This window comes from Mixta mediterraneensis, from assembly GCF_030283135.1.
GTDB lineage: Bacteria > Pseudomonadota > Gammaproteobacteria > Enterobacterales > Enterobacteriaceae > Pantoea > Pantoea mediterraneensis.
This window is the reverse complement of record NZ_JASUAZ010000018.1, coordinates 34,429-60,127: the sequence shown is the minus strand read 5'-3', so window position 1 is coordinate 60,127 and position 25,699 is coordinate 34,429. Positions and strand designations below refer to the sequence as shown.

Annotated in this window: 27 protein-coding genes; 21 read left to right on the top strand and 6 right to left on the bottom strand. The window is 51.3% G+C overall.

The window, feature by feature from the left end; all coding sequences use genetic code 11:
- The first annotated feature begins 84 nt into the window (after positions 1 to 84).
- From QRY16_RS12590 to QRY16_RS12545, 10 genes are read left to right on the top strand one after another with little or no spacing between them, the layout of a single operon-like run.
- Positions 85 to 2,643 carry a beta-ketoacyl-[acyl-carrier-protein] synthase family protein gene (locus QRY16_RS12590; protein ID WP_289776826.1) on the top strand — a complete coding sequence of 853 codons (2,559 nt, stop codon included), beginning with the start codon at positions 85 to 87 and terminating at the stop codon, positions 2,641 to 2,643.
- A gap of 4 nt (positions 2,644 to 2,647) precedes the next feature.
- Positions 2,648 to 3,865 carry a beta-ketoacyl synthase gene (locus QRY16_RS12585; RefSeq protein ID WP_289776825.1) on the top strand — a complete coding sequence of 406 codons (1,218 nt, stop codon included), beginning with the start codon at positions 2,648 to 2,650 and terminating at the stop codon, positions 3,863 to 3,865.
- 18 nt (positions 3,866 to 3,883) lie between these two features.
- A complete protein-coding gene (locus tag QRY16_RS12580) occupies positions 3,884 to 4,834 on the top strand; it encodes an ATP-binding protein (RefSeq protein ID WP_289776824.1) in 951 nt (316 codons plus the stop codon).
- Between the two features lie 10 nt (positions 4,835 to 4,844).
- Positions 4,845 to 5,552 carry an ABC transporter ATP-binding protein gene (locus QRY16_RS12575; RefSeq protein ID WP_289776823.1) on the top strand — a complete coding sequence of 236 codons (708 nt, stop codon included), beginning with the start codon at positions 4,845 to 4,847 and terminating at the stop codon, positions 5,550 to 5,552.
- Complete coding sequence (locus tag QRY16_RS12570; protein WP_289776822.1) at positions 5,536 to 6,183, top strand: hypothetical protein; 648 nt, start codon at positions 5,536 to 5,538, stop codon at positions 6,181 to 6,183. The genes QRY16_RS12575 and QRY16_RS12570 overlap by 17 nt, the downstream gene beginning before the upstream one ends.
- Positions 6,184 to 7,494 (top strand): ABC transporter permease, encoded by a 1,311-nt coding sequence (locus QRY16_RS12565; RefSeq protein WP_289776821.1) that lies wholly within the window; start codon positions 6,184 to 6,186, stop codon positions 7,492 to 7,494.
- Between the two features lie 9 nt (positions 7,495 to 7,503).
- Positions 7,504 to 8,292 carry an outer membrane lipoprotein-sorting protein gene (locus QRY16_RS12560; RefSeq protein ID WP_289776820.1) on the top strand — a complete coding sequence of 263 codons (789 nt, stop codon included), beginning with the start codon at positions 7,504 to 7,506 and terminating at the stop codon, positions 8,290 to 8,292.
- The gene (locus QRY16_RS12555) at positions 8,289 to 9,677 is read left to right on the top strand and encodes a hypothetical protein (protein WP_289776819.1); all 1,389 of its coding nucleotides are present in this window, start codon (positions 8,289 to 8,291) and stop codon (positions 9,675 to 9,677) included. Before QRY16_RS12560 ends, QRY16_RS12555 begins: the two co-directional genes overlap by 4 nt.
- Positions 9,678 to 9,687: 10 nt before the next feature.
- Entirely contained in the window at positions 9,688 to 10,620 is a 933-nt protein-coding gene (locus tag QRY16_RS12550; RefSeq protein WP_289776818.1) for an ACP S-malonyltransferase, read from the top strand.
- 10 nt (positions 10,621 to 10,630) lie between these two features.
- Positions 10,631 to 11,632 (top strand): YcdU family protein, encoded by a 1,002-nt coding sequence (locus QRY16_RS12545; protein ID WP_289776817.1) that lies wholly within the window; start codon positions 10,631 to 10,633, stop codon positions 11,630 to 11,632.
- Positions 11,633 to 11,844: 212 nt separating this feature from the next.
- Here QRY16_RS12545 and QRY16_RS12540 read toward each other — a convergent pair whose 3' ends face one another.
- The gene (locus tag QRY16_RS12540) at positions 11,845 to 12,135 is read right to left on the bottom strand and encodes a YdgH/BhsA/McbA family protein (RefSeq protein ID WP_289776816.1); all 291 of its coding nucleotides are present in this window, start codon (positions 12,133 to 12,135) and stop codon (positions 11,845 to 11,847) included.
- A gap of 604 nt (positions 12,136 to 12,739) precedes the next feature.
- Here QRY16_RS12540 and QRY16_RS12535 point away from each other — a divergent pair.
- Positions 12,740 to 13,633 (top strand): substrate-binding domain-containing protein, encoded by an 894-nt coding sequence (locus tag QRY16_RS12535; protein WP_289776815.1) that lies wholly within the window; start codon positions 12,740 to 12,742, stop codon positions 13,631 to 13,633.
- 94 nt (positions 13,634 to 13,727) lie between these two features.
- On the opposite strand, the gene QRY16_RS12530 is transcribed toward QRY16_RS12535, so the two are convergent.
- Positions 13,728 to 13,886 (bottom strand): hypothetical protein, encoded by a 159-nt coding sequence (locus QRY16_RS12530; protein ID WP_289776814.1) that lies wholly within the window; start codon positions 13,884 to 13,886, stop codon positions 13,728 to 13,730.
- A 161-nt stretch (positions 13,887 to 14,047) separates the two neighbouring features.
- Between QRY16_RS12530 and QRY16_RS12525 the strand changes: the two genes are divergently transcribed.
- On the top strand, positions 14,048 to 14,275 hold the full coding sequence (locus tag QRY16_RS12525; RefSeq protein ID WP_289776813.1) for a DUF6404 family protein: 228 nt from the start codon (positions 14,048 to 14,050) through the stop codon (positions 14,273 to 14,275).
- A 37-nt stretch (positions 14,276 to 14,312) separates the two neighbouring features.
- On the opposite strand, the gene QRY16_RS12520 is transcribed toward QRY16_RS12525, so the two are convergent.
- The 4 genes from QRY16_RS12520 to QRY16_RS12505 form a co-directional block, all read right to left on the bottom strand.
- Positions 14,313 to 15,806 carry a SulP family inorganic anion transporter gene (locus QRY16_RS12520; RefSeq protein WP_289776812.1) on the bottom strand — a complete coding sequence of 498 codons (1,494 nt, stop codon included), beginning with the start codon at positions 15,804 to 15,806 and terminating at the stop codon, positions 14,313 to 14,315.
- Positions 15,807 to 15,945: 139 nt separating this feature from the next.
- Entirely contained in the window at positions 15,946 to 16,206 is a 261-nt protein-coding gene (locus QRY16_RS12515) for a biofilm/acid-resistance regulator YmgB/AriR (RefSeq protein WP_193403183.1), read from the bottom strand.
- Positions 16,207 to 16,595: 389 nt separating this feature from the next.
- A complete protein-coding gene (locus QRY16_RS12510; protein WP_289776811.1) occupies positions 16,596 to 17,003 on the bottom strand; it encodes a DUF2000 domain-containing protein in 408 nt (135 codons plus the stop codon).
- Positions 17,004 to 17,043: 40 nt separating this feature from the next.
- Positions 17,044 to 17,892: an AraC family transcriptional regulator gene (locus QRY16_RS12505; RefSeq protein WP_289776810.1), complete on the bottom strand. Its 849-nt coding sequence runs from the start codon at positions 17,890 to 17,892 to the stop codon at positions 17,044 to 17,046.
- Between the two features lie 145 nt (positions 17,893 to 18,037).
- Here QRY16_RS12505 and QRY16_RS12500 point away from each other — a divergent pair, with 145 nt between their 5' ends.
- From QRY16_RS12500 to QRY16_RS12460, 9 genes are all read left to right on the top strand, one after another.
- Positions 18,038 to 18,469, top strand: a complete 432-nt coding sequence (locus QRY16_RS12500; protein ID WP_289776809.1) for a MarR family winged helix-turn-helix transcriptional regulator — start codon at positions 18,038 to 18,040, stop codon at positions 18,467 to 18,469.
- Between the two features lie 2 nt (positions 18,470 to 18,471).
- Positions 18,472 to 20,154: an MFS transporter gene (locus tag QRY16_RS12495; protein WP_289776808.1), complete on the top strand. Its 1,683-nt coding sequence runs from the start codon at positions 18,472 to 18,474 to the stop codon at positions 20,152 to 20,154.
- Positions 20,151 to 21,245, top strand: a complete 1,095-nt coding sequence (locus QRY16_RS12490) for an HlyD family secretion protein (RefSeq protein ID WP_289776807.1) — start codon at positions 20,151 to 20,153, stop codon at positions 21,243 to 21,245. Before QRY16_RS12495 ends, QRY16_RS12490 begins: the two co-directional genes overlap by 4 nt.
- Positions 21,245 to 22,630 (top strand): efflux transporter outer membrane subunit, encoded by a 1,386-nt coding sequence (locus QRY16_RS12485; protein ID WP_289776834.1) that lies wholly within the window; start codon positions 21,245 to 21,247, stop codon positions 22,628 to 22,630. Before QRY16_RS12490 ends, QRY16_RS12485 begins: the two co-directional genes overlap by 1 nt.
- 382 nt (positions 22,631 to 23,012) lie before the next feature.
- Positions 23,013 to 23,399 carry a hypothetical protein gene (locus QRY16_RS12480; RefSeq protein ID WP_193405511.1) on the top strand — a complete coding sequence of 129 codons (387 nt, stop codon included), beginning with the start codon at positions 23,013 to 23,015 and terminating at the stop codon, positions 23,397 to 23,399.
- A 226-nt stretch (positions 23,400 to 23,625) separates the two neighbouring features.
- Positions 23,626 to 24,357, top strand: coding sequence for a beta-ketoacyl synthase chain length factor (locus QRY16_RS12475; protein WP_289776806.1), 732 nt, complete (start codon positions 23,626 to 23,628; stop codon positions 24,355 to 24,357).
- Complete coding sequence (locus tag QRY16_RS12470) at positions 24,350 to 25,153, top strand: lysophospholipid acyltransferase family protein (protein WP_289776805.1); 804 nt, start codon at positions 24,350 to 24,352, stop codon at positions 25,151 to 25,153. The genes QRY16_RS12475 and QRY16_RS12470 overlap by 8 nt, the downstream gene beginning before the upstream one ends.
- Position 25,154: 1 nt before the next feature.
- Complete coding sequence (locus QRY16_RS12465; protein WP_289776804.1) at positions 25,155 to 25,424, top strand: phosphopantetheine-binding protein; 270 nt, start codon at positions 25,155 to 25,157, stop codon at positions 25,422 to 25,424.
- 17 nt (positions 25,425 to 25,441) lie between these two features.
- Positions 25,442 to 25,696 (top strand): acyl carrier protein, encoded by a 255-nt coding sequence (locus QRY16_RS12460; protein ID WP_193405507.1) that lies wholly within the window; start codon positions 25,442 to 25,444, stop codon positions 25,694 to 25,696.
- Positions 25,697 to 25,699 lie beyond the last annotated feature (3 nt).

Below are 25,699 nucleotides of genomic sequence, written 5' to 3'. Positions count from 1 at the left end.
AACAGCGAGCAGAAATAAACAGAATAATGCCGCCGGGTATTCTTCCTGGCTATTTATTGCCTGTACAAGGAGGTCGATGTATTTATGAAGACAAACAGGAAGCGCGTTGTTATTACCGGGATGGGTATTTTATCCTCTCTGGCCGAAAACCTTCAGGATTTTAAAGACGCCTTATTAAATAAGAAACATGGCGTTACCAACAGCGAACGTTTTTCAACATGGTTTGAAAATGCCAGGGCTGCTGAAGTGCTGCATGATATCGATTATTCAGCGCTTTCGGATGAGGTTATTGCCTCGCTCGATAATGCCGCGCTCTGGGCATATAAAGTGGGCAAAGATGCGCTGAGCCAGGCCGGCCTGGTAGATAATAAACCGCATCTCCAGGAGACCGGCCTGATTGTTGGCGTTTCTTCTGCCGGTACCGAGGCGTTTTTACCGCTCTTTGAGCAACGCATAGAAGACTTCTCCCTGCGTAAAGCGCTTTTTTCCGGCGGCTTTTCCTCCTGCTGTTCCAGCGTATCGACCTTACTCGGTCTACAGGGCGGGGTAGAGCTGGTTGCCACCGCCTGCACTGCTAGCCCGAATGCGGTGGGAATGGCCTTCGACTATATCCAGAATGGCAAAAGCAAAACGATGCTGGCGGTCGGGACGGAGCCGATTTATCTGCCGACTTTCGCCGGTTTTTATGCGCTTAACGTCATGCATCCTGATGCCTGCACGCCATTCTCAGGCAACCCCGGCATGTCTATTGGTGAAGGAGCGGGTGCGCTTGTGCTTGAGGACTACGAGCATGCCGTTGCGCGCGGCGCAACCATTTACGGCGAGATCCTCTCCTATGCCACTTCCTGCGATGCATTCCATGAAACCGGGCCCGATCCGCGTGCCAGCGGCGCCGTGCAGGTGATGCTCAAGGCGATGGAAAATGCCGGTATCACGCCCGATCAGATTGATTACGTCAATGCGCACGGCACTGGAACTGAAGCGAATGACCGCATCGAAACGCTGGCGATGGAAAAAGTCTTTGCTGGTTACGAGATGCCGCTGGTGAGTTCCACTAAATCCTACTTTGGTCATAACATCGGCGCAGCGGGTATTGTTGAGCTGATCGCCTGCCTTGTGACGCTACCGGATAACCGCGTTTTGCCAACGCTGAACTTTACGAACGCCCGCCCGAACTGCGGTCTGGACTATGTGCCAAATGCATTTCGCGACCAGAAAATCAATGTCTTTATGAAGAACAACTATGCGTTCGGCGGTAATAACTGCAGCATGATCGTGAGCATGGAGCCTTGTTCTATTCCGGTCACTCATTTTGACCAGAAGCGGGTAGCGATTTCCGGTACCGGTGCAGTTTCTGCCATTGGACACACGATTAATGAGATCCTCGACGGCGTATGGAAGCGTAATCACACCGTTGAACTGGGTGGGGTAACCTTTCCTGATGACACGCTTGCAGAAGCGAAAGCGCTGCAAGCGGTTCTGGAAAATACCCATCAGTTTGAAGCGCTGTTTGGCGACGAGTACCGCCTGACGACCGCCACGCTGCCGGAAGATAACGAACATTTCAAAACGTTCCAGGTGACAGGACTGGAGCCCCGTAAACATTTACGCCGCTTTGACCCGCGTAAAGCAACCCGCGGCGGCACCTTTGCCCTGATTGCGCTGTCAGAAGCGCTCGGACAGGCGAAGCGCAAAATTAAGCGCGATGGCGACGCGCTGGGCATGGTGATGGGGATGGCCAGCGGGCCGCAGGAAACCACCTACAAATATTTGCAAAGCCTCAAGCCTGACCCACGTAAGGTCAGAACGTCTGAGTTTCCGGGCTCGCTGATGAACTCGATCCCGACCTTCTGCGGTATTTCCGAAGGGATCAAGGGCTACACCACCACGCTTGCGACCGGTGAGAATGCGGCGCTGGGCGCATTAACTTATGGTTATGAAATTATCCGCCAGAATCTACAGTTGCAGGTGCTTGTGGGAGGCGTGGATGAGTATTTCCCGTCGATGTCGCTGTATATGAATGCGGTAACACAGAAACTTCATATGACATCCGAGGCCCGTGAGTACCAGATTTACGGCAAAGATCCGAAAGGGTATGTTCCGGGTGAAGGCGCCTGCATGCTGCTGCTGGAAGATCCGCAGCGGGCGAAAGAGCGTGGTGTTGAGGTACTGGCCGAAGTCGCAGGTTACGGTAAGTCCTGCAGCAACAGCTATTTTGATGCATCGAAGCAGGATGAAAAGTCGTCATCAATGGCGTTGGCTATTGCCCGTGCGCTGGCTGATGCTGGTATTACGGCGCAGGCGGTTGACCTGGTGTGCGGCACCAGCAACGGCAGCATCGATAGCTCCCGCATTGAAATCGAGGCCATTTGCGAAATCTTTGCGGCGGTGAAACCTGATGTGCCGGTGGTGAACTATAACGCCTGCTTTGGTTTTGTCGCATCCGCTGCTGGTTTGCTGAATCTGATCGTCATTATTGACTGCATTAAGAAGCAGGCTGTTCCCGCAATACCGCATACCGTCGAGTTCTTTGATGAGCGAATTAACTTTGTTCGTGAACCCCGGAGCCTTGCGCTCAGGCACGTATTACTCGTGGGCGCGACGGAAGGCGGGAACTATTACGCGTTTGTGATTAAAGGATAATATTGTGGATAATGCCGCTATTATTTCAGGGTTCAGTTCCTGTTTGCCTTTTGCCAAAGACAGTTTTCAGTTAATTCAAAATCTGAAGCTGGGAAAGCGCGTTGAAAGAACGCCCTGGTTTACGTCTGAGGCCGAGGCAATAAAGTGCGGGTTTAAAGGTAATAAGCATATTGCCTCGCTTGATTATACGGATGATAGCGCATTAGATCTGCTTTATCGCCTGACAGAAGACGCACTTGAACAGGCCGAGCTGGATGTGCAACGGCTGGCCGGGGGCAACGTACGGGTTTATTTGACCGGTGTCGGTCCTCGGGTCGATGGCATGGCGTTTAAAAGTTTTTATAACAAGAATGATATTGAAGATATTCAGCTTTCAACCTCGTTAATACAGCTGCACGTTGACAATATGTCGCAGGATCGTCTGGCAAGCCATATTGCCCGTAAATATCGCTTGCAGTATCTGCCGCCGAATATGAATTGCACCAGTAATTCATCGCTGACGGCAATACATTTAGGGTGCCAGGCCATTGAGCATAATGGTGCCGATATAGTGCTGGTGATCAATTGTTCCAAAATTAAAACGCAGGACATCTGGTTCCTGAACACGCAGTCGATGCTGGACACCGATCTTGTTCAGCCGTTTGGGGAGAACAGTAAAGGTGTTCTGTTTGCCGAAGGCTATAGCACGCTTCTGCTGGAGAGCGCCCGCCACCGGCGCGCCCGGCAGATAACGGGAGGGGTACGTCTGCAAACCGCCTACGCGCAAATCAGCGCTGGCAGAAGTAACGACAGTTCATGGCTCAGCACCAATATCCTGCAAGTAATGCAGTCGGCGATGAAAAAAGCGGACGTCAGTACAGAACAACTGTGCGCGATCATTCCGCACGGCAACGGCTCATCCGTCAGTGATAAAGCGGAAGCCAAAGCGATAGCGGTATTTGCCGAAGACAATACGATCCCGGTCCTCGCCTATAAAGGACAAATGGGTTATACCGCAACCGGCTCGGGCATTATTGATTTAATTATCGGCCATCACGCTTTATCTCATCGCGAACTTATTTCCCCCGTTGGGAATGACGAAATTATTGATGTCGTTGCGCAGCATGTTTTAGTTAATCGCGGCGTAACCGGACACAATAAACGTCATCTCCTGAAAACAGGCATTGGGGTTGATGGTTCTGTTATTGGCGCCGTGATGACTGATGTGAATCCAGGCCGGTGAGCGATCATGGAGAGTGACATGTATTTATCCTCATTTTCGATTATTGAGCCAGACGATAAGTTTTATTTTTATCAGCCAGGCTGGCTGAATGCCTGGGAGTCGCATTTATATAATAAGGCACTTAAATCTTCGCATGTGAATGGCTGGGGACTGAAGCGCTTTGGTACGCAGCCGGAACGCTATGCCGGAGAAATGATCCGTAATCCTCAGTATCAAAAATACCTTGAGGCAATGGAACGGGCGGCTGATGAAGCGCTGCAGGGGCTAGCCACCAAAGAGCGAATGAAGTTATTAAAGCTTCGTACGGCATTTATTTACGTGGATTCATGGGGCGAATCGGGGCCATTTGAGAATATCTCCAGCGCACTACACATTTCGATGATAGATACCCTGCCAAAGAATCTGGTAAAGAAATTCGCCATTAACGCGCCGACCTGCAAAATCCGGGGCGAGAAGCAGGCTTTCACCCAGGCAATCTTTCTGGCGAAGGATTACCTGAGCTGGGATGTTTTTGATTATGTCGTGATATGTGCAGCGTACCGTGCCATTCCGATACTCGTATTTTCTGATGAGGATCTTTCCCTGAAGCGGGGTGAAAAGCGCAGAGGCCGGGCTGATAGTGTGAATTTAACGGTCGAACGTGCAGGCTGCTTTATTTTTAGTCAGCAGGAAAGCGCAGTAAGAGTGAGTGGTGGGCAATATATTAGGGCGGATCACATTAAAAACCCCGCAGTTGCTGAATACATCGCTTTTGCTGGTTTGCGAAAAGAACTGCTGCAGCGTTCAGCGGTTCCTCAGCAAAATACCCTTTATCTGGTGGATACCTACGGTGCCAGCGGCTGTCTGACACCCGCGTTGAGCTTTGCCTGGATTCATCAACATCCTCATGTTGCAGGAAAAATAAGAACGGTCGTTCCTGACAATTTATCTGGCTATAGCTATTTCGACATTGAATATCGAAAGGAATAACGATAACTCCATGAACGGAATAATAAAAGAGCTCCCTGTAATAGCGTTAAGCAATATTTATAAGCGCTATGGTACAGGTGACGGCAAAGTCGATGCGCTGAAAAATGTCAGTATGGAAATAGCCAAAGGTGAATTCCTGGCGCTGTGCGGGCCATCCGGCAGCGGCAAAAGTACGCTGTTAAATATCCTGTCAGGGATTGATAAGCCTACAGGCGGTACGGTGCTGTTTTTGAATAAATTACTGAATAACCTTAGCGAAGAACAACTTTCAGCGATCCGCGGTAAGCATCTGGGTTTTATTTTCCAGTTCTTTAATTTAATTCCGGTGCTGAATGTATTTGATAACGTTTATTTCCCTCTGGTGCTGAACGGACACACGAGCAAAAACGAGGCGAAAGCGCGGGCGCTGCACTTTATCGACAGCGTAGGGCTGGCTGCCTTTGTGGATCGCAAACCAGGGCAACTTTCCGGCGGTCAGCAGCAGCGGGTAGCCATAGCCAGGGCGCTGGCGCACGACCCGCAGGTGGTGATCGCCGATGAACCCACCGGAAATCTCGATCTGGTGACCGGGGAAGCCATTCTGGATCTGTTGCTGAAAATTAATCAGGAGACCCGCACCACTTTTATTATTTCCACCCACTCCAGCCAGCTTAAAGCGCGCGCGCGGCGTGTGGTTGAAATTAAGGACGGAGAGTTAGTTCATGATTCGCAATCGTAATTTCCTGGTGCTCTGCGGGTGCCTGCTATGTCTGGCCTGGGCCGGTAATGTCAGGGCTTCTGCCGCACCCGTTGCTGAACGCATTATACAGAACGGGTTTCCGACTCAGCCTGGCGCGCTGGCGGAGATGACCCAGGCACTGTTTACCGAGTACAAAGCGAACGATAACCCGCTCTCGCTGGTGTTTTACGCATACGGCATGCTGCGCCAGGCCGATGGTTTTATGACGACCAATGATTTTATTCGGGCATCTGAATACGCCAAAACGGGCTTTTTCTATCTGGATGAAGCGGTTGACCTGCATGAAGACAACCTGCGGGTGCGCTATCTGCGCGCACGGGTTGATGCCTGGCTGGCGGCCGATAGTGGGCGTTGCGTGGTCACGCTAAAGGATACGGCGCTGATGCTGAGTAACACGTCGGCCTTCAACGCCGGGCTGGTGGATCACATCAACGGCATGCGTTATCGCGCGCTGCTGAGCTGTAAACAGCAGCAGCAGGCGGAAGCGCTGCTGGCGCACATTAAAAAGCAAAACGCCGGGGCCGCCGTGGCGCTGCTGTCTGGCAGCGCGCCGGAGTGGGATATGAATGAAGTGAATCAGGTCTTGTTACCGCTGGTGAAAGGGAAATAAATGTCCGGGCAAATGGTATTAACCCATGTGGGTATCGTATTAATTCTGCTTTTTGTCCTCTGGTGCGTAATATTTCGCTCACAAGATGTGAAGTTTGCATTCCTGAATCTCTTCCGTCATAAGCGCCGATCATTTTCAACCATCGCCGCTATCATGCTGGGTGGAATATCGATTTTCCTGTATGGCGGATTTATCGATTACTCCTTCTGGATTTTGAAAGAGCAGACCATTCGAACCAACATTGGGCATGTTCAGATCTATAACCAGAATTATTTTGAAACGTCGAATAAAAACAAAAGCCTGATTAATGACTACCGCTCGTTGAAAAAAGCGATCCTTAACGAGCCAGAGCTGGCCAGGAGTATCTCGACCCTTTCCGGGCAACTGGAATTCACCGGCGTTATTTCGCAATATGAGAGTGAAACCTCTGGTTATTTCTCTGCGCTGGGCGTTGAGCCATTGCCGGCATTAAAACTGGGATCCTTTGATAAGTTAATTACCGGCAGCGATCTGTCACGGGTAAAAATCAATGAAATTACGCTGGGCAGCGGGCTGGCGAAAACGCTGAATGCTCATTACGGAGACTGGCTTGACGTGCTGGTGGTCAACACTCAGGGCGGACAGGGCGCATTATCTATGCAGCTGCGCGGCGTATTTGAATCCGGTATCAAAGATTACGATGACGTGGCAATGAAAATTCCGCTGATTACCGCGCAACGTATCATGGGCACCGACAGCGTAAGCAAAATCCTGATCCTGCTGAAAGAGGAGGATACCGCCGCCTTCAGCGACAGGTTGCGCCAGTTTATTGCGAAGCACCACCTGCCGCTCATCGTAAAAGACTGGAAAGAGGTCTCGCTGTTTTATCAGCAGGTCGAAGGACTACTGACCGGGATTTATTTCTTTATTAAGCTCATCGTCAGCCTGATTGTTATTTTTATGATCAGCAACTCCATGACGATGAACGTTATTGAACGCACAAGAGAAATTACCACGCTCAGGGCCATTGGCTTAAAGCCACTTCATGTTACACGGCTTTTTTTATTAGAGGGGATTTTCGTCGGCATTATTGGGGCCGCAGGAAGCCTGGCGGTCGGTTATGCTGTTGCATCCGTTATTAACCTTTACGGCATTGCGATGCCCCCGTCGCCAGGGCAATCCCTGGGCTATACGGCCTTTATCAAAACTGACAGCATAGCGCTCAACTGGATAACCCTGGTTCTCCCGATATTAACGGCAGCGGGTGCCTCCGTTCTGCCCGCGTTGCGCGCTTCACGGCTTAATATTTCGGATGCTTTTAAATTCTCGTAAGGAAACGGTATGAAGCGCATTGTTATTGCAAAGCTATTTTTAGGTTTATGGCTCTATTCGTCGTGGGCTTATTCAGATCCTGTGGATGAAAAGGCGATGGAGATTATTCGGCGTGCCGATGAGATTCGTTCTCCAAATAAACCTTTTCGCTACACCCTCACCATCAGTGAATATAAAGCGGGAGCAACCCAGCCCGCTAATAAACAGGTTCTGGATATTTCCATGCGCTTTTTGAAGCCTGAAGGAGAAACAAAGGCCGATGCCCGTTCACTGGTGCGTTTTATTTATCCGCCACGAGACAGGGGAAAAATGCTGCTCTCCGACTGGTATGCGCTGTGGTTCTATACGCCCGAACTGCGCCGCCCCATTCCGGTTTCGCCACAGCAGCGGCTCGTGGGTCAGATTTCCAACGGCGACGTCATTGTTACCAACTTTGAATATGCCTATCGCGCTACGCTGCAAGGTGAAGTGCCGTGCGGCGAGAAGGTTTGCTACTCGCTGGAATTAGAACGCAAGTCTGAAGAGGTGACCTGGCCAAAAGTCATCTACTACGTTGAGAAAGCGGGCGATAACAGGCCGTACAAAGCAGCCTATTACTCGCTGGATAATCAGCTGTTCAAAGAGGTGTCTTACCATGATTTTCGAATGGTGCTGGGGAAGATGCGCCCGACGAAAATCGTGGTGCAGGATACTCGTCACGGTAAGAATTATTCTGTTATGGAGTACAGCGATGTCCGCCTGGAATCCTTACCTGAATCTTATTTTACCCGAGAGTCTATTCAGCGAGGGATGAAATGAAACTCGCGCTGTTGGGATTAACGCTGGTATTGTCCGCCTCTCCGCTGAGCCTGTGGGCTGACTGTCTCTCCGGGGCTGAGATTGCACAAAACACCACGGTGACGCTATTTGAGCAGGTGTCATACGCGAATAAGCAGAGCTCGCTGTGGCAGATTGATGGCAAAAACCCCTATACCCGAAACAATCTGTTTAACGATGCAGGCGTCAACATCGCCAGCAACTGCTCGCTTATCGACAATGTGCTGAACCTCGACTTTTCGCTCTACGGACTGACCTGGTATGCCCTTCGGCCGCTCGGCACATTCGAAGAGGATGACCGCCGTTCTCGCGGGATTATCGAACAGCTCAGGCTGGTTTATTCGCTGTCAGACCGTATACAGCTAGAGGTGGGGAAGCTCAACACGAAGCCGGGACTCTTTTCCCTGCATTCGCCATCCGATCTCATTAGCCATTACTACGGAGGATTCAAGCCTACGCGGCTTTATGAACCACAGCTGAGATCGGTGTATTCGTCCTCCTCCTGGGCGGCAACCCTGTCTGCGGTTAACCGGGAGCATGCATTATCGCTGACCGTCGTGCCAAAACTGGCGACGATAGATAAACACTATCTCTCTTCCGGCAACTGGTCGGCTAATCAGCGCGGGAACAGCAGTGAAGCCTGGCTGGTGCGTTACACCTCGCATCAGTTTAGCGATCATACGCCCGAAGTCCGCGTTTTGCTGGGGAACTCACATTCGGTGGCGCTCTCCGACAGCTTCAGCTACACCCCTCAGCTGACATTTAACGCTGAAGTGGCGTATCACGCTGAGCAGCGCTGGCGCCATTTTTCCGAACAGAAACAAGCGGAAGTCGAGCGTTATCAGTTCCCGTCATCGCTGTACAGCGCAGAAGATAAAAAGGGCGTTGAGCTAGCCGTAGGGGGGCAATATACCTCTGACACCTTCAACATTTTTGCTCTGGAATACTATTTCCAGAGCGAAGGGTATTCGCGTTCCCAGTGGCAAAAACAACGCGAGCTGTTGAGCTTTCTGAACACCAATACGGGCTCTGGTCCGCTGGATAAGGCATTCGGCGCGTATAAATATCTCATGTCGTCTGAAATCAGCAATACCGGCAACAAAGGCATGCTGCAGGGAAAACATTATCTCAGCGCCTGGTCCAGCCTGCGGTTGGCAAATCAGGCAACGCTACAGCCGTACGTAATCTTCAACCTGGTGGACAAGAGTTCAATGGCGGGTCTTCACTTCAGCACGCCGCTGACCGCTATTAACGACAAACTGGAAGCCTTCAGCGGGGTCTACACGGCACAGGGTAGTGCAAGTTCTGAGTTTGCGTTCTTTGGCGATGCCGTCGGAATTTATGTTGGTTTAAAATATTATTTATAAGGAAATTACTGTGACGCTTAAAAATACCTCGCACCCCGTGGTGCTGCTTTTTTCCGGACAGGGAAATCCGGTTATTGGGATGGGAAGCGATCTATGGGGCGTAAATGCAACGGCAAAACAGGTCTGGGATTGTGCCAGCGATATTTCCGGCATGGATCTGCGTCGACTCTGCCTCAAGGGGCCGATGAATAAGCTGGTTCAGACCACGGTGCAGCAGCTGGCAGTGACGGCCATCAACGTGACGCTGTTCAGCCTGTGGCGGGAGCGCTTTACGAATATACCCATCATTGGCTCCTGCGGCCATAGCGTTGGGGAATACAGCGCGCTGTATTCCGCCGGGGCTATCTCCCTGGAGTCGCTATTTCATACGATTCATTTTCGCGCCAGCACCATGGATGCGGTAAGCAAAATCCATAAAGGATCGATGCTGGTGCTGAAAGGCGCAGCTTTCCCGACACTCCGCGACATTATTACCCGTTCGGGTATCGCCTTGGATATCAGCTGTGATAACACGCCCCTCCAGCAGGTTATTGGTGGTACGCAATCCGCGTTGAGCGATTTCGCCAGCGTTCTGCTGGATGAAGGATACAGCCCGATTAAACCTGGTGTCAGCGGTGCCTGGCATACGCGTTTAATGGAGGAGGGCGTTCAGCCAATGCGCGATTTCCTTGCCAGGCAACCTGTCGTCGCGCCCGAACATGAGGTGTTAATGAACGTAACGGCGCAGGTTGAGTACATTCCCGAAAAGATAAAAGAAAACCTGTCTCTGCATCTGACGCACACGGTGAAATGGACCGATACTCTGTCGTACTTCTTAAACCATACCACGCGCCCGCTGTTTGTTGAGATGAGCAACAAATCTTATCTTGGGCAAATGCTGAATGACTTTCCTGGGGTAGCTTCTGCCCCTGTCCTGCACTGCAGAAAAGCAGTAGAAATGTAATGGTAGAGATATGATCCCTGATTATTTAACATTTATTCGCTTTCAGGATAAAAGGAACCTGCTTTTTATCTATATCATGACGCTTATTCTGCTGGGTTTATACTGGAAAAATAGCGGCTTTTCGTTTTCCAGTGAGGATACCTGGTGCGTGAGCGGCATCTTAGCGCTGGTGCTGTATTCATTTATTGCGGACCTCAAGGCGTATTGGGCCTATAAATGCGTCGTCAAAAATATAGATTTGACTTACTTCCTGGGCAAAGAAAATCAGAAGGTGGATGCGTTTATCTCTGCACCCTTTATCGCTCTTACGTTCGCCGCTCTGGTTTTTAGCGGCTTAACCTGGGCGCTGTTTTTCTTTATACCGCCAGACATAACGTTGATGGTGTTGATGATTGTGGCACCGTTACTTATCTGGATCATGTTCGCGCTACTGCGCCCTGTCTACATAAAGCAGGTGATAGCATCGGCAAGGAACAAAGCGAAATATAAGCGGCTTTCTCATTATTTAGCCCTTGCTGTGGTTATGTGTGTTGTGATGAATCTGATGACAATCACTCCCCTGCGTAACAGCGAACAGTTTGATCTCTACGGACGCTACCTTACACTCAAATCCATCATCACCATGCAGGTACTCTGTACGGTGGTACTGGCGATTAATCTCCTGTTTTTACGTTTTACGAAGCGGTATATCTTCCTTGGCCATCTGTTCCTGAATGAAATCGATCTCTTCTTTTCATCGGCTATACCGTGGCGTTCGCTATACGAAAGGCCACTCTGGCTAAGGCTGGTGATACTTTGCGGCATTGAGTTTGTCTGGTCGGCATTGACTGGGCTTATCGCCACACTAACGGGATGGAAGGTGTGGTTTGAGGTCTATTTCCTGTTCTGTTATTTGCCTTGTCTGGCTTATTACACGCTTCATGCCTGGTGGAAATGGCATAACGATTTCATCATGTCCTGCGATATGTACCTTCGCTGGGGGGAGATCAGCCGACAGAACGCGTTATGCTAAGAGCGTGCTAGCAAATCTGCCTGCAACGTGCGCGTTCAGGCAATAAAAACACAACAAAAAAGAGGGAGCGGCATGACAATGCTCACCATTGCGAATATTAACTGACTACTTGCGGCATAGTGCGGCCCAACGTCATCGGCAGACTTGAATTAACGTTCCCGGAAATAAAAAACCACGCACTGCGGCGTGGTTCAGTAGTTTTTAATCAGCGATCATTTGTTAGCGTCATTGTAGACAGTGGCGACGGCATCAAAATTAGGGCCGTGCTGACGAGCGGCAATAATATGGTAGTACTTACCGCCTTTCTCATCGGCTAACTTTGAGAGCTCTTTGTGCAGATCACTTGGAGAAGATATGCTTCCTCCACTTTGTGAAACATTGACATTACCGATTTTGACCAGTTTAAAATGTTCAACTTCTTCTTTAGACACCTGATCAGCGGCAAGCGCACTGAATGAGAAAGCGGAAATAAGCAGAGAGGTAGCAAAAGCGATTTTTTTCATAGAAGGAATCCTTTTTCATTAATCTCAGAAATATGCTTCACGCCTATACAGTTTAGACTGTATCGCCACGGATACCGCAAACATTACTGATCCATTGAAAAAATTACCGTTCTCTTTTGCGGGATCTTTTTATTTCAGCCTCACCCCACAGGCTGGTGACTTTTTTATCTCAACGCGTTTTAAACATAACCGATTTTGCTTTTACCTGAAATAATACCGCAGCCCTGCTGTCGTCAGGCTGTACATTCAGCGTGACTGCGGCACAGGGTTATAGATGTTATGTAAATAATTAGCATGGCAATTATTGTTAAAACGACGTCGCGCTTTTTTGAGATTATTCCTACGCCCCTTCAAGAGCTAAGCCATTAGAGTGCCGGAGATAAGCGCCGGGTGGGGCATTCACTTTAAAAATGATCGTCTTTCCCGCCAGTTGTCCTCAATGATTGTCCATGCTGTTATGCCCGTTCGGGTATGCTCAGCATCATCATAAATGTTACTCGCATCACTAATTTGTAATGAATATTCCCTTTCATTTCCTTTTGAAATCTTTGTTCTTCATTTACTCTTTCAGCACACCTCCCGGCTGACGCGAAACCGAGTATTGATGATGAACAACACGATAAAAGAGATGCAGCTAAGATCAGCTAAAACCCATGTTATTGGCGTGGTCTGCGAGGGTTTAACTCACCCGCACACTTCAAAAATGCTGGATGAGTTAACCCGACAACTGAATGCACGCGGTTACTTAACGCTGTTATTAAATATCAACAGTCAGGATCATTATCCGATGATGCTGCGAAAGGCTGGGCAGTTGCCGGTCGATGGTTTGGTTTTCTTATCGAACCAGGTTGATGAGCCATCCATTAGCACAGCCGTTGCAAATTATCCCTTTCCGTTCATTCATCTTTGTCCCGCTACTACCGCCCCAGGTCTCAGCGCAGATGATTATGCAGCTGGAGCAGCATTGGGTCGTTTACTGCTGTCACAGGGCTACCAGCGCTTCGGTTATATGCAAAGCCAGGACGCTTCCTCAACTCTTCAGCAGCGTATGAAGGGGTATATCGCCAGCTTAGACGCTGCGGATAAATCATTGAATCAGAGGCTGATAGCCGACGGGCATAGCCGGGAGCGGGCTTATCAATCAATGCTGGCTTACCTGAAAAAAAGCCGGGCAGCAGAACGTATCGAAGCCTTGTTTTGTGAAAATGATTTGCTGGCGTTTGGCGCGATACAGGCCATTCGGGATTTTGGTCAGGCCACGCATATCGGTGTAGTGGGTTTTGGTGATGTGGATGAAGCTCGTTCATCAACCTGGCACTTAACCAGCTGGGCGCAGCGCTGTGACTTACTGGTTTCAGAAGCGCTAAACAGACTGCTGGATAATCGCGTTGCAGAAGAGGGGGCATGGCGCCAGGGTGAGCTACAAATCAGACATGCGCATCGAAGAAAGGAAACGCCAGGAGAGATGGCAACGTGCGGATGCACGGGCCGTCACTAGCAAATTTTAACGAACAATATCAGCAGAAAAGCCAGCCTAAGCGCCATCGACTGCGCTGATCTTTTACTGTGCAGCCCAGACGACAAACAGCGTATCACGACTGCGGCTGACCAACCGGGCCGCTGCCGCCAGGTGCGCCGGTAGGCTGTTGCCCGGATGGAGGCGGGGCATCGTGACCGTGATGGCGCGGTGCGCAGGCGGACAGGGTGGCGGCAATACCGATTGCGGCAAAAAAGAGAACGATAGGCTTCATGCAATTTTTCCTGTTACGTGATTTAACGGTTAAGTATAGAAAAGCGTGTCAAAAACACAGCAATCACTGGAAAGCACGCCGCAGTGAAACTCCTGGCAAGATAATTTGAGATGTCTCTCAACTTTGCATCAATAATCATGTGTTTTTACTGAGCGAAAGGTATGGTAGCGCCTCATCTTAAAGGAGTCGTTATGAATGGCATTTTGAAATTTGTCCGAGGCTGGTTGCTATTTTCACTGCTGTGGGGCGTGTTCATGTGGTTTATGTCATGGCAGGCACAGGGTAAAGAAATTGGCCTGGCTGTTGTGATGAGTTTGTATGCTGGTTTGATTTATCAGGCTTTGGTGACGATGATCGCGCGTTATAAGGCTCGCAGACAACAAGCTTAATTCAGACCTGCTGCCGGACAGCAGCAGGTCTGAAACGTTAGCCAAGATTTCCGGTCAGGCGACGGTGGAAATCAGTGCTCCGTACATCCAGCCCTTCAATTGTCACCTGTGCGCCATAACGCTGATAGCGATATTCAATTCCGTCTAACGCCGCGACACTTGAGGCATCCCAAATCTGCGCATGAGTCAAATCAATGATCACTTTCTTAGGATCATGGGCATAATCGAAATGTTCAAACAGATCGTTGCTACTGGCAAAGAACAGCGGGCCGCGCACCTGATAGCGCACCGACTCACCATCCTCACTGAGCTGACGTTCGGCATGGATCACATGGGCGATACGTCGGGCAAACAGCATGATGGCTACCACCACGCCCAGCGCCAGATTACCGGTCCAGACAGTCACCAGCACCGTCAATACCATGACCAGCGTTTCTGGCCAGGGCATACGCTTCAGCGTTGCGGGTTGCAGGCTGTGCCAGTTAACCGTTTTCACTGCCACCACCATCATAATACCCGCCAGCACTACCATCGGAATTTGCGCCATGATCTGGCTCAGCCCCGTTACCAGCAGCAATAAAACTAAACCAGCCGCTACCGTTGACACGCGACTACGCGCTTTGCCCAACTCAACGTTAACGATGGTTTGCCCAATCATTGCACAACCGGCAATGCCACCGTAGAAGCCCGCAAAAATATTGGCCACGCCTAATCCCCAGGATTCGCGACGTTTGCTGGATGGCGTATCGGTGATGTCATCCACCAGTTTTGCGGTCAGCAATGATTCCATCAGGCCAACGAAGGCGATACTCAACGCGGTTGGCCAGACAATTTGCAGCGTTTGCAAATTCAGTGGCACCAGGAAAGTGTTAAAACCTGGCAAACCGGCGCTCATGGGGCCTTCATCCCCCACGTTCGGTACGCGATAGTCCATCAACAATGCAACGGCGGTCACCACTACAATGGCGACCAGGGGCGAGGGGACGCTTTTCAGTATGCGAGGCAGGAGCAGGACGATTGCCAGAGTCGCGGCAAATAAAATCCACACCAGCGATGCCTGACCCCAGACGTGCGGCACTTGTGCAAAGAAAATAAGCACCCCAAGCGCATTAACAAAACCCAGCATGACCGAACGTGGGATATAACGCATCATGCGTGCCAGCCCAACGACACCAAATAAAATCTGGATCACGCCACCCATCACCACGGCGGGCAAAATATATTCGACGCCGTGCGCGTGCACCATGGGACCAATCACCAGCGCCACCGAACCCGCCGCTGCGGTAACCATTGCCGGGCGTCCGCCGAGAATCGATAACGTCAAACACAGCACCACAGACGCCACCAGACTGACTTTGGGATCAACGCCAGCAATTACGGAAAAGGAGATCACTTCCGGGATCAGCGCCAGTGCGGTAATCACACCAGCCAGGCACTCCCGGGTGAGCAGCGCAGGTGAATGCAATACGCGCTCCACACTCAGATCGCTGTCCACGCGTTGTGACGTAGCGACATCATTTGAATTAGTCATAAATTTGTGCAGGCTCTTTTATTTTTTAATCTCGCGCGAAAGGCGAGAAAGATCGGCTAAATCGTGAAGTGATAATGTTACCGGGCGGGGCGGGAAGATACCAGCAAAAGCAACATGGACTCCCTGTCGGGAGCCTGTGTCATACGGACAAATCGTCGGGTGTTTTATGTACAACCAGCTCAAGCAACTGACGATAAATGTCGAGCGAAACCACATCCGATTCCAGCTCAAGGCGATGAATCAACGTCGAAATAATCGTCTTATTACTGATGGGTCTACCGGATCGCAGAATTTCCGCAATAACAGTACCCAGTATTTCCATATCGCTGGCGGGTTTATTTGCAGCAATATTGAAATACTCGGCAATTTCTTTATCGGTTTGAGGTTGTACATTTTGCATAGATCAGCCTTTCAAAACAGCCCGGAATGATATTTCAGCTGTCAGGACATATTGACGTTAAAAAACTTCGCATGGACAGACGCGAAGAAGCCTAATTAATCCGCTATAACATTAAAAATAACCTCTGAGGGTGGAAATCCCTTGGCACCTTCAGATGTGACGCAAACGCATCATGCGTTACAGAGTCGTAATCGACTCACGGAGAATAAAGTTATACAAGGAGATCTTGTTTCGACAAGGTGAATTTTGATTAAATTGTGCTATTTTTTATTAAACAGAAGGTTATTGAGGAAATTCCCTCCTAAAACCTGTACAGGGCAGCTGCATATAGGGGGGAATGTTGTATCGAACGACAAAGAAAGGCGACCAGTTGACAACGGGCAGCGCGATCAGCTGAATAAATTCAGTTTGGCTGTTAATTTACGTAGCGTTTTTTTCTCACCGACAACAGCCAAACCCAGTAGCCGCCATTCAACGCTGGGCATCAGGCGTATCGCATTGCTGAATGCCAAATAATCCGTGGTGGTTTGACCCTGCTCGGGGAATACTACCACATCACATTTCATCTCTTCGCATTTTATTTGCAGTTGATTTAACTGTTCAATACTGGCTGCTAATACCGGAATGCCAACGGGAATTAAACCCGGATAATGACGCGCATTGACATCTTCTAAGGCTGCGCCCACCAGCGCAGGATGACGCTGACCCAGCGTTAACGCAATGACAGCGGCGGCATTAGTGGCTTTACCCGGCGGCAAGCTGGCATTCAAAATCATGGCACAACGAAGATCTTGCATAGTTTTCTCCTGACGCAAAAAGCGCATTATGACCCTCTGCTTAATCAGAGTCTGGAAGATTTGTGCAAGCCAGTTGATAGCGGGCAGGGGTGAGATGGCAGGCGCGCTTGAACCAGCGACCCAAATGACTTTGATCAGCAAAGCCGAGTTCAGCCGCGACATTAACCGGTGCACAACCTGCGGCAAGCTGGCGTCGCGCCTGGCAGAGCCGCCATTGCACCAGCCAGGCATGCGGCGGCAAACCCCAGTGTGTCTGAAACAGACGCGATAAACGAAAGCGATCAATATTCAGCGCCTGCGCCATAGTCTGCAATCCTGGGTTTTCTGTATGATGTGCTATCAGCCAGTCACGAGCCCGTTGCGCCAGCAAGACATCCTTATCAATCATATCGTTGCGATTACGCCACAGCGGATGTTGACCCAGTTGTAAAAACAGGCGATCCAGCGCCGCGTCTTTAATCATCTCAGGATGGTCATGCCACAGCGCTTCAAAGGCATGCCATACCGCGTAAGCTAATTGCTTATCATCGCGCAGGGTGGCCGCGAAACCGAGTTCATGCTGCTGTACGCCAGACTCAGTCAGGGGCGCTAATCGTTGTTTAACCTGCTGCGGCGAAAGATACAGCATGCGATAAGTAAAGCCCTGGGCATTAATGGCGTCGCCATCATGCAGTTCTTCTGGCTCTAACATGAATACCGTGCCAGGCCGGCTTTGATGCTGCTGACGTCGTGAGTGAAACTGCTGCACGCCTTGCTCGGTGACGCCAATTAAATAGCTGTCATGCCAGTGTGGATCATAAGCATGGCCGGTAAAATGCGCACGCAGGCTCTCTATTCCGCTCGGCTTGTCATGGCGCAGATCAAGCCAGTTTTGCGTAGTCTGTTTCATCTTACTCTCACCAGATTGGCAGCCTCTGGACATTCTGTCGTGATTCATTCACTTTTAACAGGACACGTTCTTTTCATCAGCGTTTAGCTTTGCGTATAATAACGCCATTATTTAATTAGATACCTAACCATTAGAGTGCTATTTTTTGACGCAGCATAACCAAACGTTTACCCGTTTACTTTATCTCACCGCGCATGCCTGGCGTATCGCTGTTGATCGTCATTTAAAAGACAGTGGTTTAAGCATGAGCAGCTGGATGGCAATCGGCATCATTGCCAGCGACCCTAACCCTCTGACACAGACTGAGCTGGCGCAATTACTGGGCCTGGAAGATGCCAGTATAGTACCGCTGGTTGATCGACTGGTGAAACAGGCATTACTGTCGCGCGTACAGCCATCTGAAGATCGTCGTAAGCGGCATTTGGTGTTGACTGAAAAAGGAAACCAGGCTTCTGCGGAAGTCAAAGCGCAGGCCGATATGCTGCGTGCCTCGCTGCTGTCTGACATTGATCCGCAAGCGTTAGCGGTGACGGAACGTGTATTACAACAATTGCTGACACGTCTGGGAACCATGTAATCGTGGCCCGGCGCAACCCCTATACCGCGCGTGAATGGCTGCCGCATGAAAAACCCATGCTGCCGGGGTCGCCGTCAACGCCGCTGCATTCGACACCCAAACGTATCGCCTTCGGCCTGATTGGCTTATTGATTTCACTTACCGGTGCGCTAAGTAACGCACTGGTTACCGCCAATCTTACCAACCTGCAAGGCACCTTTGCCGCTTATTCAAACGAAATTGCCTGGTTGCCGGCGGTATATGTGATGGGGAATATCTCCATTAACCTGCTGCTGGTGAAATTTCGCCAACAGTTTGGCCTGCGAACGTTCACCGAAGCGTTTTTGTTACTGTATGTGCTGGTGGCGTTCTTCCATCTTTTTGCCAACGATCTCAACTCAGCGATCATTGTACGCACCGCTCATGGCATGGTGGGCGCGGCGCTGAGCTCGCTGGGCATCTATTACCAGATCCAGGCGTGGCCTGCCAGACACCGCCTGAAAGCGCTGGTGATCGGGCTGACCGCGTCGCAGCTGGCCATCCCACTGGCGCGTTTGTTCTCCAGCGAACTTCTGCAACTGGAAGAATGGCGCGGGCTTTACTTATTTGAACTGGGTCTGGCAATGATTGCGCTGGGCTGCGTACTGATGTTGAAGTTGCCGCCCGGCGATCGCATCAAAGCCTTCGAGAAAATGGATTTTGTCACCTTCATCCTGCTGGCGCCGGGCATGGCATTGCTGTGCGGCGTATTATCGCTGGGTCGCATTGAATGGTGGTTTACCACACCGTGGCTGGGCGTCTGCACTGCCATTGCGTTAACGCTCATCGTCACCGCCATCGTCATTGAACACAACCGGCGCAATCCGTTAATCAACACCCGCTGGCTCAGTAGCGGCACGATGGTGCGGCTGGGTATCGTGATGATTATGATGCGTATTGTGTTAGCCGAACAAAACACGGGCGCCATCGGTTTTCTTCAGCAACTCGGCTTACTTAACGATCAGATGCGCGGTCTGGCGCTGGCGATTATTGCTGGGGTCATCGTTGGCATTATCGCCAGTGCGCTGACAATCAAACCAACGCAACTTAACTGGCCAATCGTGACGTCGCTGGTGGTGATGAGCATCGCCTCCCTGATGGATGCGCAATCCAGCCCGCTGACGCGTGGCAACAATATGTACTTCAGTCAGTTCCTGCTGGGTTTTGGCAGCGCCTTTTTCCTTGCTCCGGCGTTGTTAATCGGTATTGGCAGCGTGGTGACTCAGCCGAAAAACCTGGTTAGCTTTGTGGTGCTGTTTGGCATGAGTCAAAATCTTGGCGGTCTGATTGGTTCAGCAATTCTTGGGACTTTCCAGGTATGGCGCGAAAAATATCACTCCAGCCTGTTAGCTGACAGACTGTCACTGCTCGATCCGAATGTCACAGAACGTCTTAATCAATATAATGCGCTCTATAACAGTCTGGTGGGCGACAGCGTATTGCGCAGTGCGCAAAGCAGCAGTCAGCTACAGAGCGTGGCAACACTGCAGTCAAACGTGCTGGCTTATAACGACACCTATTTATTAACGGCAGCGCTGGCCTTAATGACCTTGATGTGGGTGCTGTGGCGTTTAACCCGCCGTCGTTATCTCGACTGGCGTCAGGCAAAACATAATATGCGTGAGCAGCAGCTCGCTGCCTTACAAGAACGAACGGAGCAACAATGAGTCAGCAGGATGAACTTCAGGCTGCAGAGCGCGATCGTGCAAACCGTCGCCGCATTCTTTCTATTGCCGCCGGAGGCGGTATTGTCGTGCTGGGGGTGCTGGTTATCCTCTATGCGTGGCAACTCTGGCCGTTTACCAGCTCGGTGCAAAGTACTGAGAACGCCTACGTACGGGGACAGGTGACATTTATCAGCCCGCAGGTCAGTGGTTATCTGACATCGGTTAATGTCATCGATCTGCAGCCAGTGAAAAAAGGCCAGCTGCTGATGACGATTGATGATCGCATTTATCGTCAGCGTGTGCATCAGGCGCAGGCACAGCTGGCGATGAAACAGGCCGCGCTGAGCAATAACCAACAGCAGCGCCGCAGCGCTGAGGCTACCATTCAAAGCAACAAGGCTGCCCTGGAAAATGCCAAAGCGCAGGCGCTGAAAAGCGGCTTTGACCTGAAACGTGTCGAAAACCTCACTGCCGACGGATCGCTTTCTGTGCGTGAGCGTGACGCCGCACGCGCCGCCAATGCGCAGGCGCAGGCGCAGGTGCGTCAGGCCGACGCGCAAATTGCGGTCGCGCAGCAGAACCTGCAAACGGTGATCGTCAATCGCGCCTCGCTGGAAGGCGATGTCGCCAGTGCCAGAGCAGCGCTGGAACTGGCCAACATCGATCTGGCTAATACGCGCATTATCGCGCCAGATGAGGGGCAGCTCGGTCAGTTATCGGTACGCAAAGGCACCTACGTCACTGCCGGAACGCGTCTTACTTCGGTGGTGCCCAACAATAAATGGATCATCGCCAATATGAAAGAGACGCAGCTGGCACGCATCCGGCCCGGCTTGCCTGTCAGTATTCGCGTAGATGCGCTCGACGGTAAACATTTTGATGGCCGCGTCGAATACATTTCTCCGGCCGCCGGATCAGAGTTCAGCGCCATCTCGCCGGACAACGCGACCGGTAACTTTGTGAAAATCGCCCAACGCATTCCGGTACGCATTCGTATTGATTCGAAAGATATGCATGAGCTGCGCCCTGGCATGTCAGTGGAAGTCAGCATCGATACCGACGCGCCAGTCAAAGACGAGGCGGCGCCATGATGCGTCGCAGCTTGCTGGTCAGTCTGCTGGCGATGGCGTTAACGGGATGTGCAACCAACGTCGAAAAAGCGCCATCTTCGCTGCTGATCCCGCCAGCGTGGCGCGATCAGGTTGGCCCTTCGGCTGCCGTTGAAGCCGAATGGTGGCGCGCTTTTGGCGATGACAACCTTAACCGGCTGGTGGCGCAGGCGTTGCGCAATAATCCCGATATTCTGATTGCCCGATCGCGCGTCGATCAATATCGCGCCCAGCTGCGTGCGGCCCAGGGTGATAACTTTCCGACCCTTAGCGCGGGTGTAGCCGCAACGCGTGAACGCGTAATGTCATCGGTGACCGGTCAACCGTATGAAACGGCCGTATTCCAGGGATTATTGCAGGCCAACTACGACGTGGATTTGTGGGGAGCACGCAGCAGCAGCATTGCCGCGTCGCAGGCCACGCTGGATGCACAACGTGCGGCGGCTTCCGCCGCGGAATTAACGATTGCCAGCTCGGTGGCCTCGGGTTATCTCACGCTGTGCGCACTGGACCAGCAATTGCGCGTCACCGAGGCAACGATGCAAACGCGTAGCAACTCGCTGAAACTGGCGCAACGTCAGTATGAAACGGGTTACACCTCGCGGCTGGAATGGATGCAGGCGGCATCGGAATATCAGACGGCAAAAGCCCAGATGCCACAGTTACAGCATCAAATTGCTCAGCAGGAGAATGCGCTCAGTATTCTGGTGGGAATGAATCCGCGTGAGATTGCGCGTCGACCTGAATTTAATCAGATCTCCCCGCAGCAAATGCCGAGCCTGCTGCCCTCACAGTTGCTTAACCGACGGCCCGATATTGTGCAGGCACAACGTCAGCTACTGGCTGCTGACGCCAGCCTGGCTTCTTCAAAAGCCAACCTGCTGCCGAACCTCAATTTAACCGCGACCGGAACCCTGCAAAGTTCGGTCTTGCATCAGCTGGTGGAGAATCCGTTCCGCCTGTGGAGCATTGGCGGCAGCGTGCTGGCGCCGCTTCTTAATCGCGAGGCGCTCACCGCACAGGTTGACGTCTCAATGGCAACGCGCAACCAGGCGCTTTACAGTTATGAAAAAGTGGTACGTAGTGCATTTTCAGAAGTGAATGATGCAATGGACGCTATTCGTCAGGGTGAAGCGCAACTGGAAGAATTGCAAAAACAGGAAAAATACGTGGCTGAAGCGCTGCGCATTGCCAGCAATCGTTATCAAAACGGTTATGCTTCCTATCTGGATGAACTTGATGCACAGCGCACCCTATTCAGTACCCAGCTCAACCTGGTAACGGTGAAAAATAATCTGCTACTGGCGCAAATCGATCTTTATCGCGCCCTGGGCGGCGGCTGGCAGAACAATTCAAAAAAACCATAACAGACGCTATTCCTGCGTAATGGGAAGAAAAGTCTGATCTGAAACGCAGACGCGTCTCAGGGGTGAGGCGAGTGATAACGAGATCGATCCGCACAGACAGAAGATGAATTTGCGGCCGAGCCAGTTTTTTCTGTTATGAACCAAGGGATCAGACGCCTGTCGATACCTGACCTAAACGTAAAAATAAGGCTGTATACCGGCCTTTAACCACGCACCATCCGTCATTCCCTTTTCATATTTCAGCTGACGTGTCTTTACAAAAGGTGTTATTATGCGCCGGTTTCACAGAATCTGAACGGAGAAGCGCACTATTATTAACAGTTGCGCAAGGCGAGTTGCGATTTTAACAGCCTGAAATGACAGGGGAATAAAAGAGAAAGCCATGAATAATAAATCAGTTTTGGTACTGGCTCTTACCGCCACATTATTAACCGGTTGCGCACGCACCGCGCCGATTCACAATGTGCATCAAACGCTGCCACAACGCTACACCGACAATCAAATGAAAACGGCCATCATTGAGGCCGGTATTGGTCGTAAATGGATAATGACGCCGGTAGCGCCAGGCATTATCAATGGTCGGCTGGCTCAGCGTGGGTACACCGCCAATATTCGTGTCAGCTACAACCCGCAGAGCTACAGCATTCAGTACCTGAGCAGTGAAAATCTGAAAGCCAAAGGTGGAAAAATCCACAGCAATTACAATCGCTGGGTTAATAATCTGGATCAGGATATTCAACTGCGTCTGGCGGCACAGAGCATTAAATAACGGCTATTCCGCCGCCTAAATCAGGCGGCGGAATACACGATAATAAAATAATTCATCTGTCTGCCAGCCAACCCAATGACCGGTTCTTGCCGTATCGCGGGTTAAACCAATAGCGTCCGCGTCAGAGACGGGCAGATATTTTCAGGGATGAGCCTTTGCTTGTATCGGGAAGATCGTTGACGCCCCACGGACGGCGATTCCAACAAGCTTATAAAAGAACACTGCTATGAAACTCGCTTATTCGTTAATTGACTGGCAGGCTCTGGCACCGGGGTTAGCCGAACGTGAGGCCTGGCAACGCTGGGCGCAACAGCCTGCAGTGATTGACAGCTCACAACAGATTGCTAAGCCGCAATACCTGCCAATGATGACTGCACGCCGTCTGAGCGCCGGTAGCCGTGCAGCGGTAGATGCTGGCCTGGCGTTACTGGCGCGTCAGCGGGTCGATGCGGTGGTCTTTACCAGCCGCCATGGCGAGCTGGCGCGTAATCTGCGCATTCTCATCACATTAGCTGAACAACAGACGCTGTCGCCGACTGATTTCGCGATGTCAGTGCACAACTCTGCCGTTGGCAGCCTGACCATTGCAGCAAAGCAGCCACTGGTTTCCACCTCGATTTGTGCCGGTAGCGATACTTTCCAGCAGGGCCTACTCGAAGTCAGCGCGCTGCTACAGGCCGGTTATCGGCAGGTGATGCTGGTTGACTTTGACGGCACCGTTCCTGACTATTATTTACCCTGGCTGCCCGAAACAGGCTGGAACGTGCCCTGTGCAGTGGCGTTGCTGCTTGCGGCAGGCGACCCGTTGCAATGCACGACGTCCGCGAAAACCGAGCCTGGCCTACAGCCAACGCCGCCACAAAGCCTCGTTTTTCTGCATAATCTGCTGGCGCCACGCAAAACGTTTACCGTCGTGGGCGAACGCCTCAACTGGCATTGGGAGAATGCATATGGCTGATTCTTCTCTGTCGCTGCGTCATGGCCGGCCTGGCTTCAACTATTACTGGCGATTATTTATGACCGCCATCAGCTTTACGCTGTTCAGCGTCGGCGGCCTGTTGCTGTCACTCACCTGGTTTAATCTGTTGCTACTGGTGCAGCACGACACCTATCGCCGCCGCCAGATTGCCCGCCGCAGCATTGCCAGGAGCTTTCGCTGCTTTCTGCGTTTCTGCCGCTTCGTTGGCGTTTACGATTACCGTATTGAAGGCGCAGAACAGCTACGAGGCGATCGCGGCTGCTTAATTGTCGCTAATCACCCCTCCCTGATCGATTATGTGATGATCGCATCAGTGCTGCCGGAAATGGATTGTCTGGTTAAAGCGGATTTGCAAAAAAATTTCTTTCTGCGTGGCGTGATTCGTGCCGCCGATTACCTGATTAACAGTGAAGCGGATACGCTGCTGCCGGACAGCCAGCAGCGGCTGGCGCGCGGCGAAACAATCCTCATCTTCCCGGAAGGAACACGCACCCGCTACGGCGAAGCGCTGAAACTGCAACGCGGCGCCGCGAATATCGCGGTGCGCGCGGGCTGCGATCTGCGCGTGGTTCATATTAGCTGTACCCAGCGTATGCTTGACAAGCAGAGCCGCTGGTATCAAATCCCGCCGGTAAAGCCTCTGTTTACCGTGCGCGTACATTCGCGGATCGACAGTACGTCGTTCTGTGAAAGCCACCAGGATGCGCAACCGTTGGCTGCGCGCCGTCTGACCCGCCATTTACAACAGGCGTTGGTTCCCCAGGATAAGCTGTAATGTGGAAAACGGTATGGACGTATTAATTAACGATATTAAACAGATGATCATCGACACGCTGAATCTGGAAGATGTCAGCCTGGATGACATCGAAACAGATGCCCCGTTGTTTGGCGAAGGCCTGGGACTGGATTCAATTGATGCGCTGGAGCTTGGGCTGGCGGTGAAAAATCGCTACGGCGTGGCGCTGTCTGCTGAGAGCGAGACCCTGCGGGCACATTTCTTCTCCGTTGCCTCTTTAGCGGCGTTCGTGAACCAACAACGCGCCTGATCGCAGAGAAATAAATCATGATGAACAAAGATGAAATTTATCAGGAAGTCGCTTCGCTGCTGACCAGCCTGTTTGAAATTAACGCTGACGATATTCGCCCTGATGCTCGTCTTTATGAGGATCTTGAACTCGACAGCATTGATGCCGTGGACATGGTGGTGCATTTGCAAAAGCGCACTGGCCGAAAAATTAAACCGGAAACCTTCCGCTCAGTGCGCACCGTGCAGGATGTGGTCGATGCGGTGGAACAGCTGATGCGCGAAGACGCCTGATTT

Coding starts and splice junctions, on each gene's coding strand:
- QRY16_RS12530 (WP_289776814.1), bottom strand. CDS start 13,886: ATGAAGCCTATCGTTCTCTTTTTTGCCGCAATCGGTATTGCCGCCACC.
- QRY16_RS12480 (WP_193405511.1), top strand. CDS start 23,013: ATGAATAATAAATCAGTTTTGGTACTGGCTCTTACCGCCACATTATTA.
- QRY16_RS12510 (WP_289776811.1), bottom strand. CDS start 17,003: ATGCAAGATCTTCGTTGTGCCATGATTTTGAATGCCAGCTTGCCGCCG.
- QRY16_RS12470 (WP_289776805.1), top strand. CDS start 24,350: ATGGCTGATTCTTCTCTGTCGCTGCGTCATGGCCGGCCTGGCTTCAAC.
- QRY16_RS12460 (WP_193405507.1), top strand. CDS start 25,442: ATGATGAACAAAGATGAAATTTATCAGGAAGTCGCTTCGCTGCTGACC.
- QRY16_RS12570 (WP_289776822.1), top strand. CDS start 5,536: ATGATTCGCAATCGTAATTTCCTGGTGCTCTGCGGGTGCCTGCTATGT.
- QRY16_RS12535 (WP_289776815.1), top strand. CDS start 12,740: ATGATGAACAACACGATAAAAGAGATGCAGCTAAGATCAGCTAAAACC.
- QRY16_RS12545 (WP_289776817.1), top strand. CDS start 10,631: ATGATCCCTGATTATTTAACATTTATTCGCTTTCAGGATAAAAGGAAC.
- QRY16_RS12475 (WP_289776806.1), top strand. CDS start 23,626: ATGAAACTCGCTTATTCGTTAATTGACTGGCAGGCTCTGGCACCGGGG.
- QRY16_RS12590 (WP_289776826.1), top strand. CDS start 85: ATGAAGACAAACAGGAAGCGCGTTGTTATTACCGGGATGGGTATTTTA.
- QRY16_RS12580 (WP_289776824.1), top strand. CDS start 3,884: ATGTATTTATCCTCATTTTCGATTATTGAGCCAGACGATAAGTTTTAT.
- QRY16_RS12505 (WP_289776810.1), bottom strand. CDS start 17,892: ATGAAACAGACTACGCAAAACTGGCTTGATCTGCGCCATGACAAGCCG.
- QRY16_RS12575 (WP_289776823.1), top strand. CDS start 4,845: ATGAACGGAATAATAAAAGAGCTCCCTGTAATAGCGTTAAGCAATATT.
- QRY16_RS12555 (WP_289776819.1), top strand. CDS start 8,289: ATGAAACTCGCGCTGTTGGGATTAACGCTGGTATTGTCCGCCTCTCCG.
- QRY16_RS12565 (WP_289776821.1), top strand. CDS start 6,184: ATGTCCGGGCAAATGGTATTAACCCATGTGGGTATCGTATTAATTCTG.
- QRY16_RS12490 (WP_289776807.1), top strand. CDS start 20,151: ATGAGTCAGCAGGATGAACTTCAGGCTGCAGAGCGCGATCGTGCAAAC.
- QRY16_RS12515 (WP_193403183.1), bottom strand. CDS start 16,206: ATGCAAAATGTACAACCTCAAACCGATAAAGAAATTGCCGAGTATTTC.
- QRY16_RS12525 (WP_289776813.1), top strand. CDS start 14,048: ATGGTAGCGCCTCATCTTAAAGGAGTCGTTATGAATGGCATTTTGAAA.
- QRY16_RS12520 (WP_289776812.1), bottom strand. CDS start 15,806: ATGACTAATTCAAATGATGTCGCTACGTCACAACGCGTGGACAGCGAT.
- QRY16_RS12540 (WP_289776816.1), bottom strand. CDS start 12,135: ATGAAAAAAATCGCTTTTGCTACCTCTCTGCTTATTTCCGCTTTCTCA.
- QRY16_RS12560 (WP_289776820.1), top strand. CDS start 7,504: ATGAAGCGCATTGTTATTGCAAAGCTATTTTTAGGTTTATGGCTCTAT.
- QRY16_RS12485 (WP_289776834.1), top strand. CDS start 21,245: ATGCGTCGCAGCTTGCTGGTCAGTCTGCTGGCGATGGCGTTAACGGGA.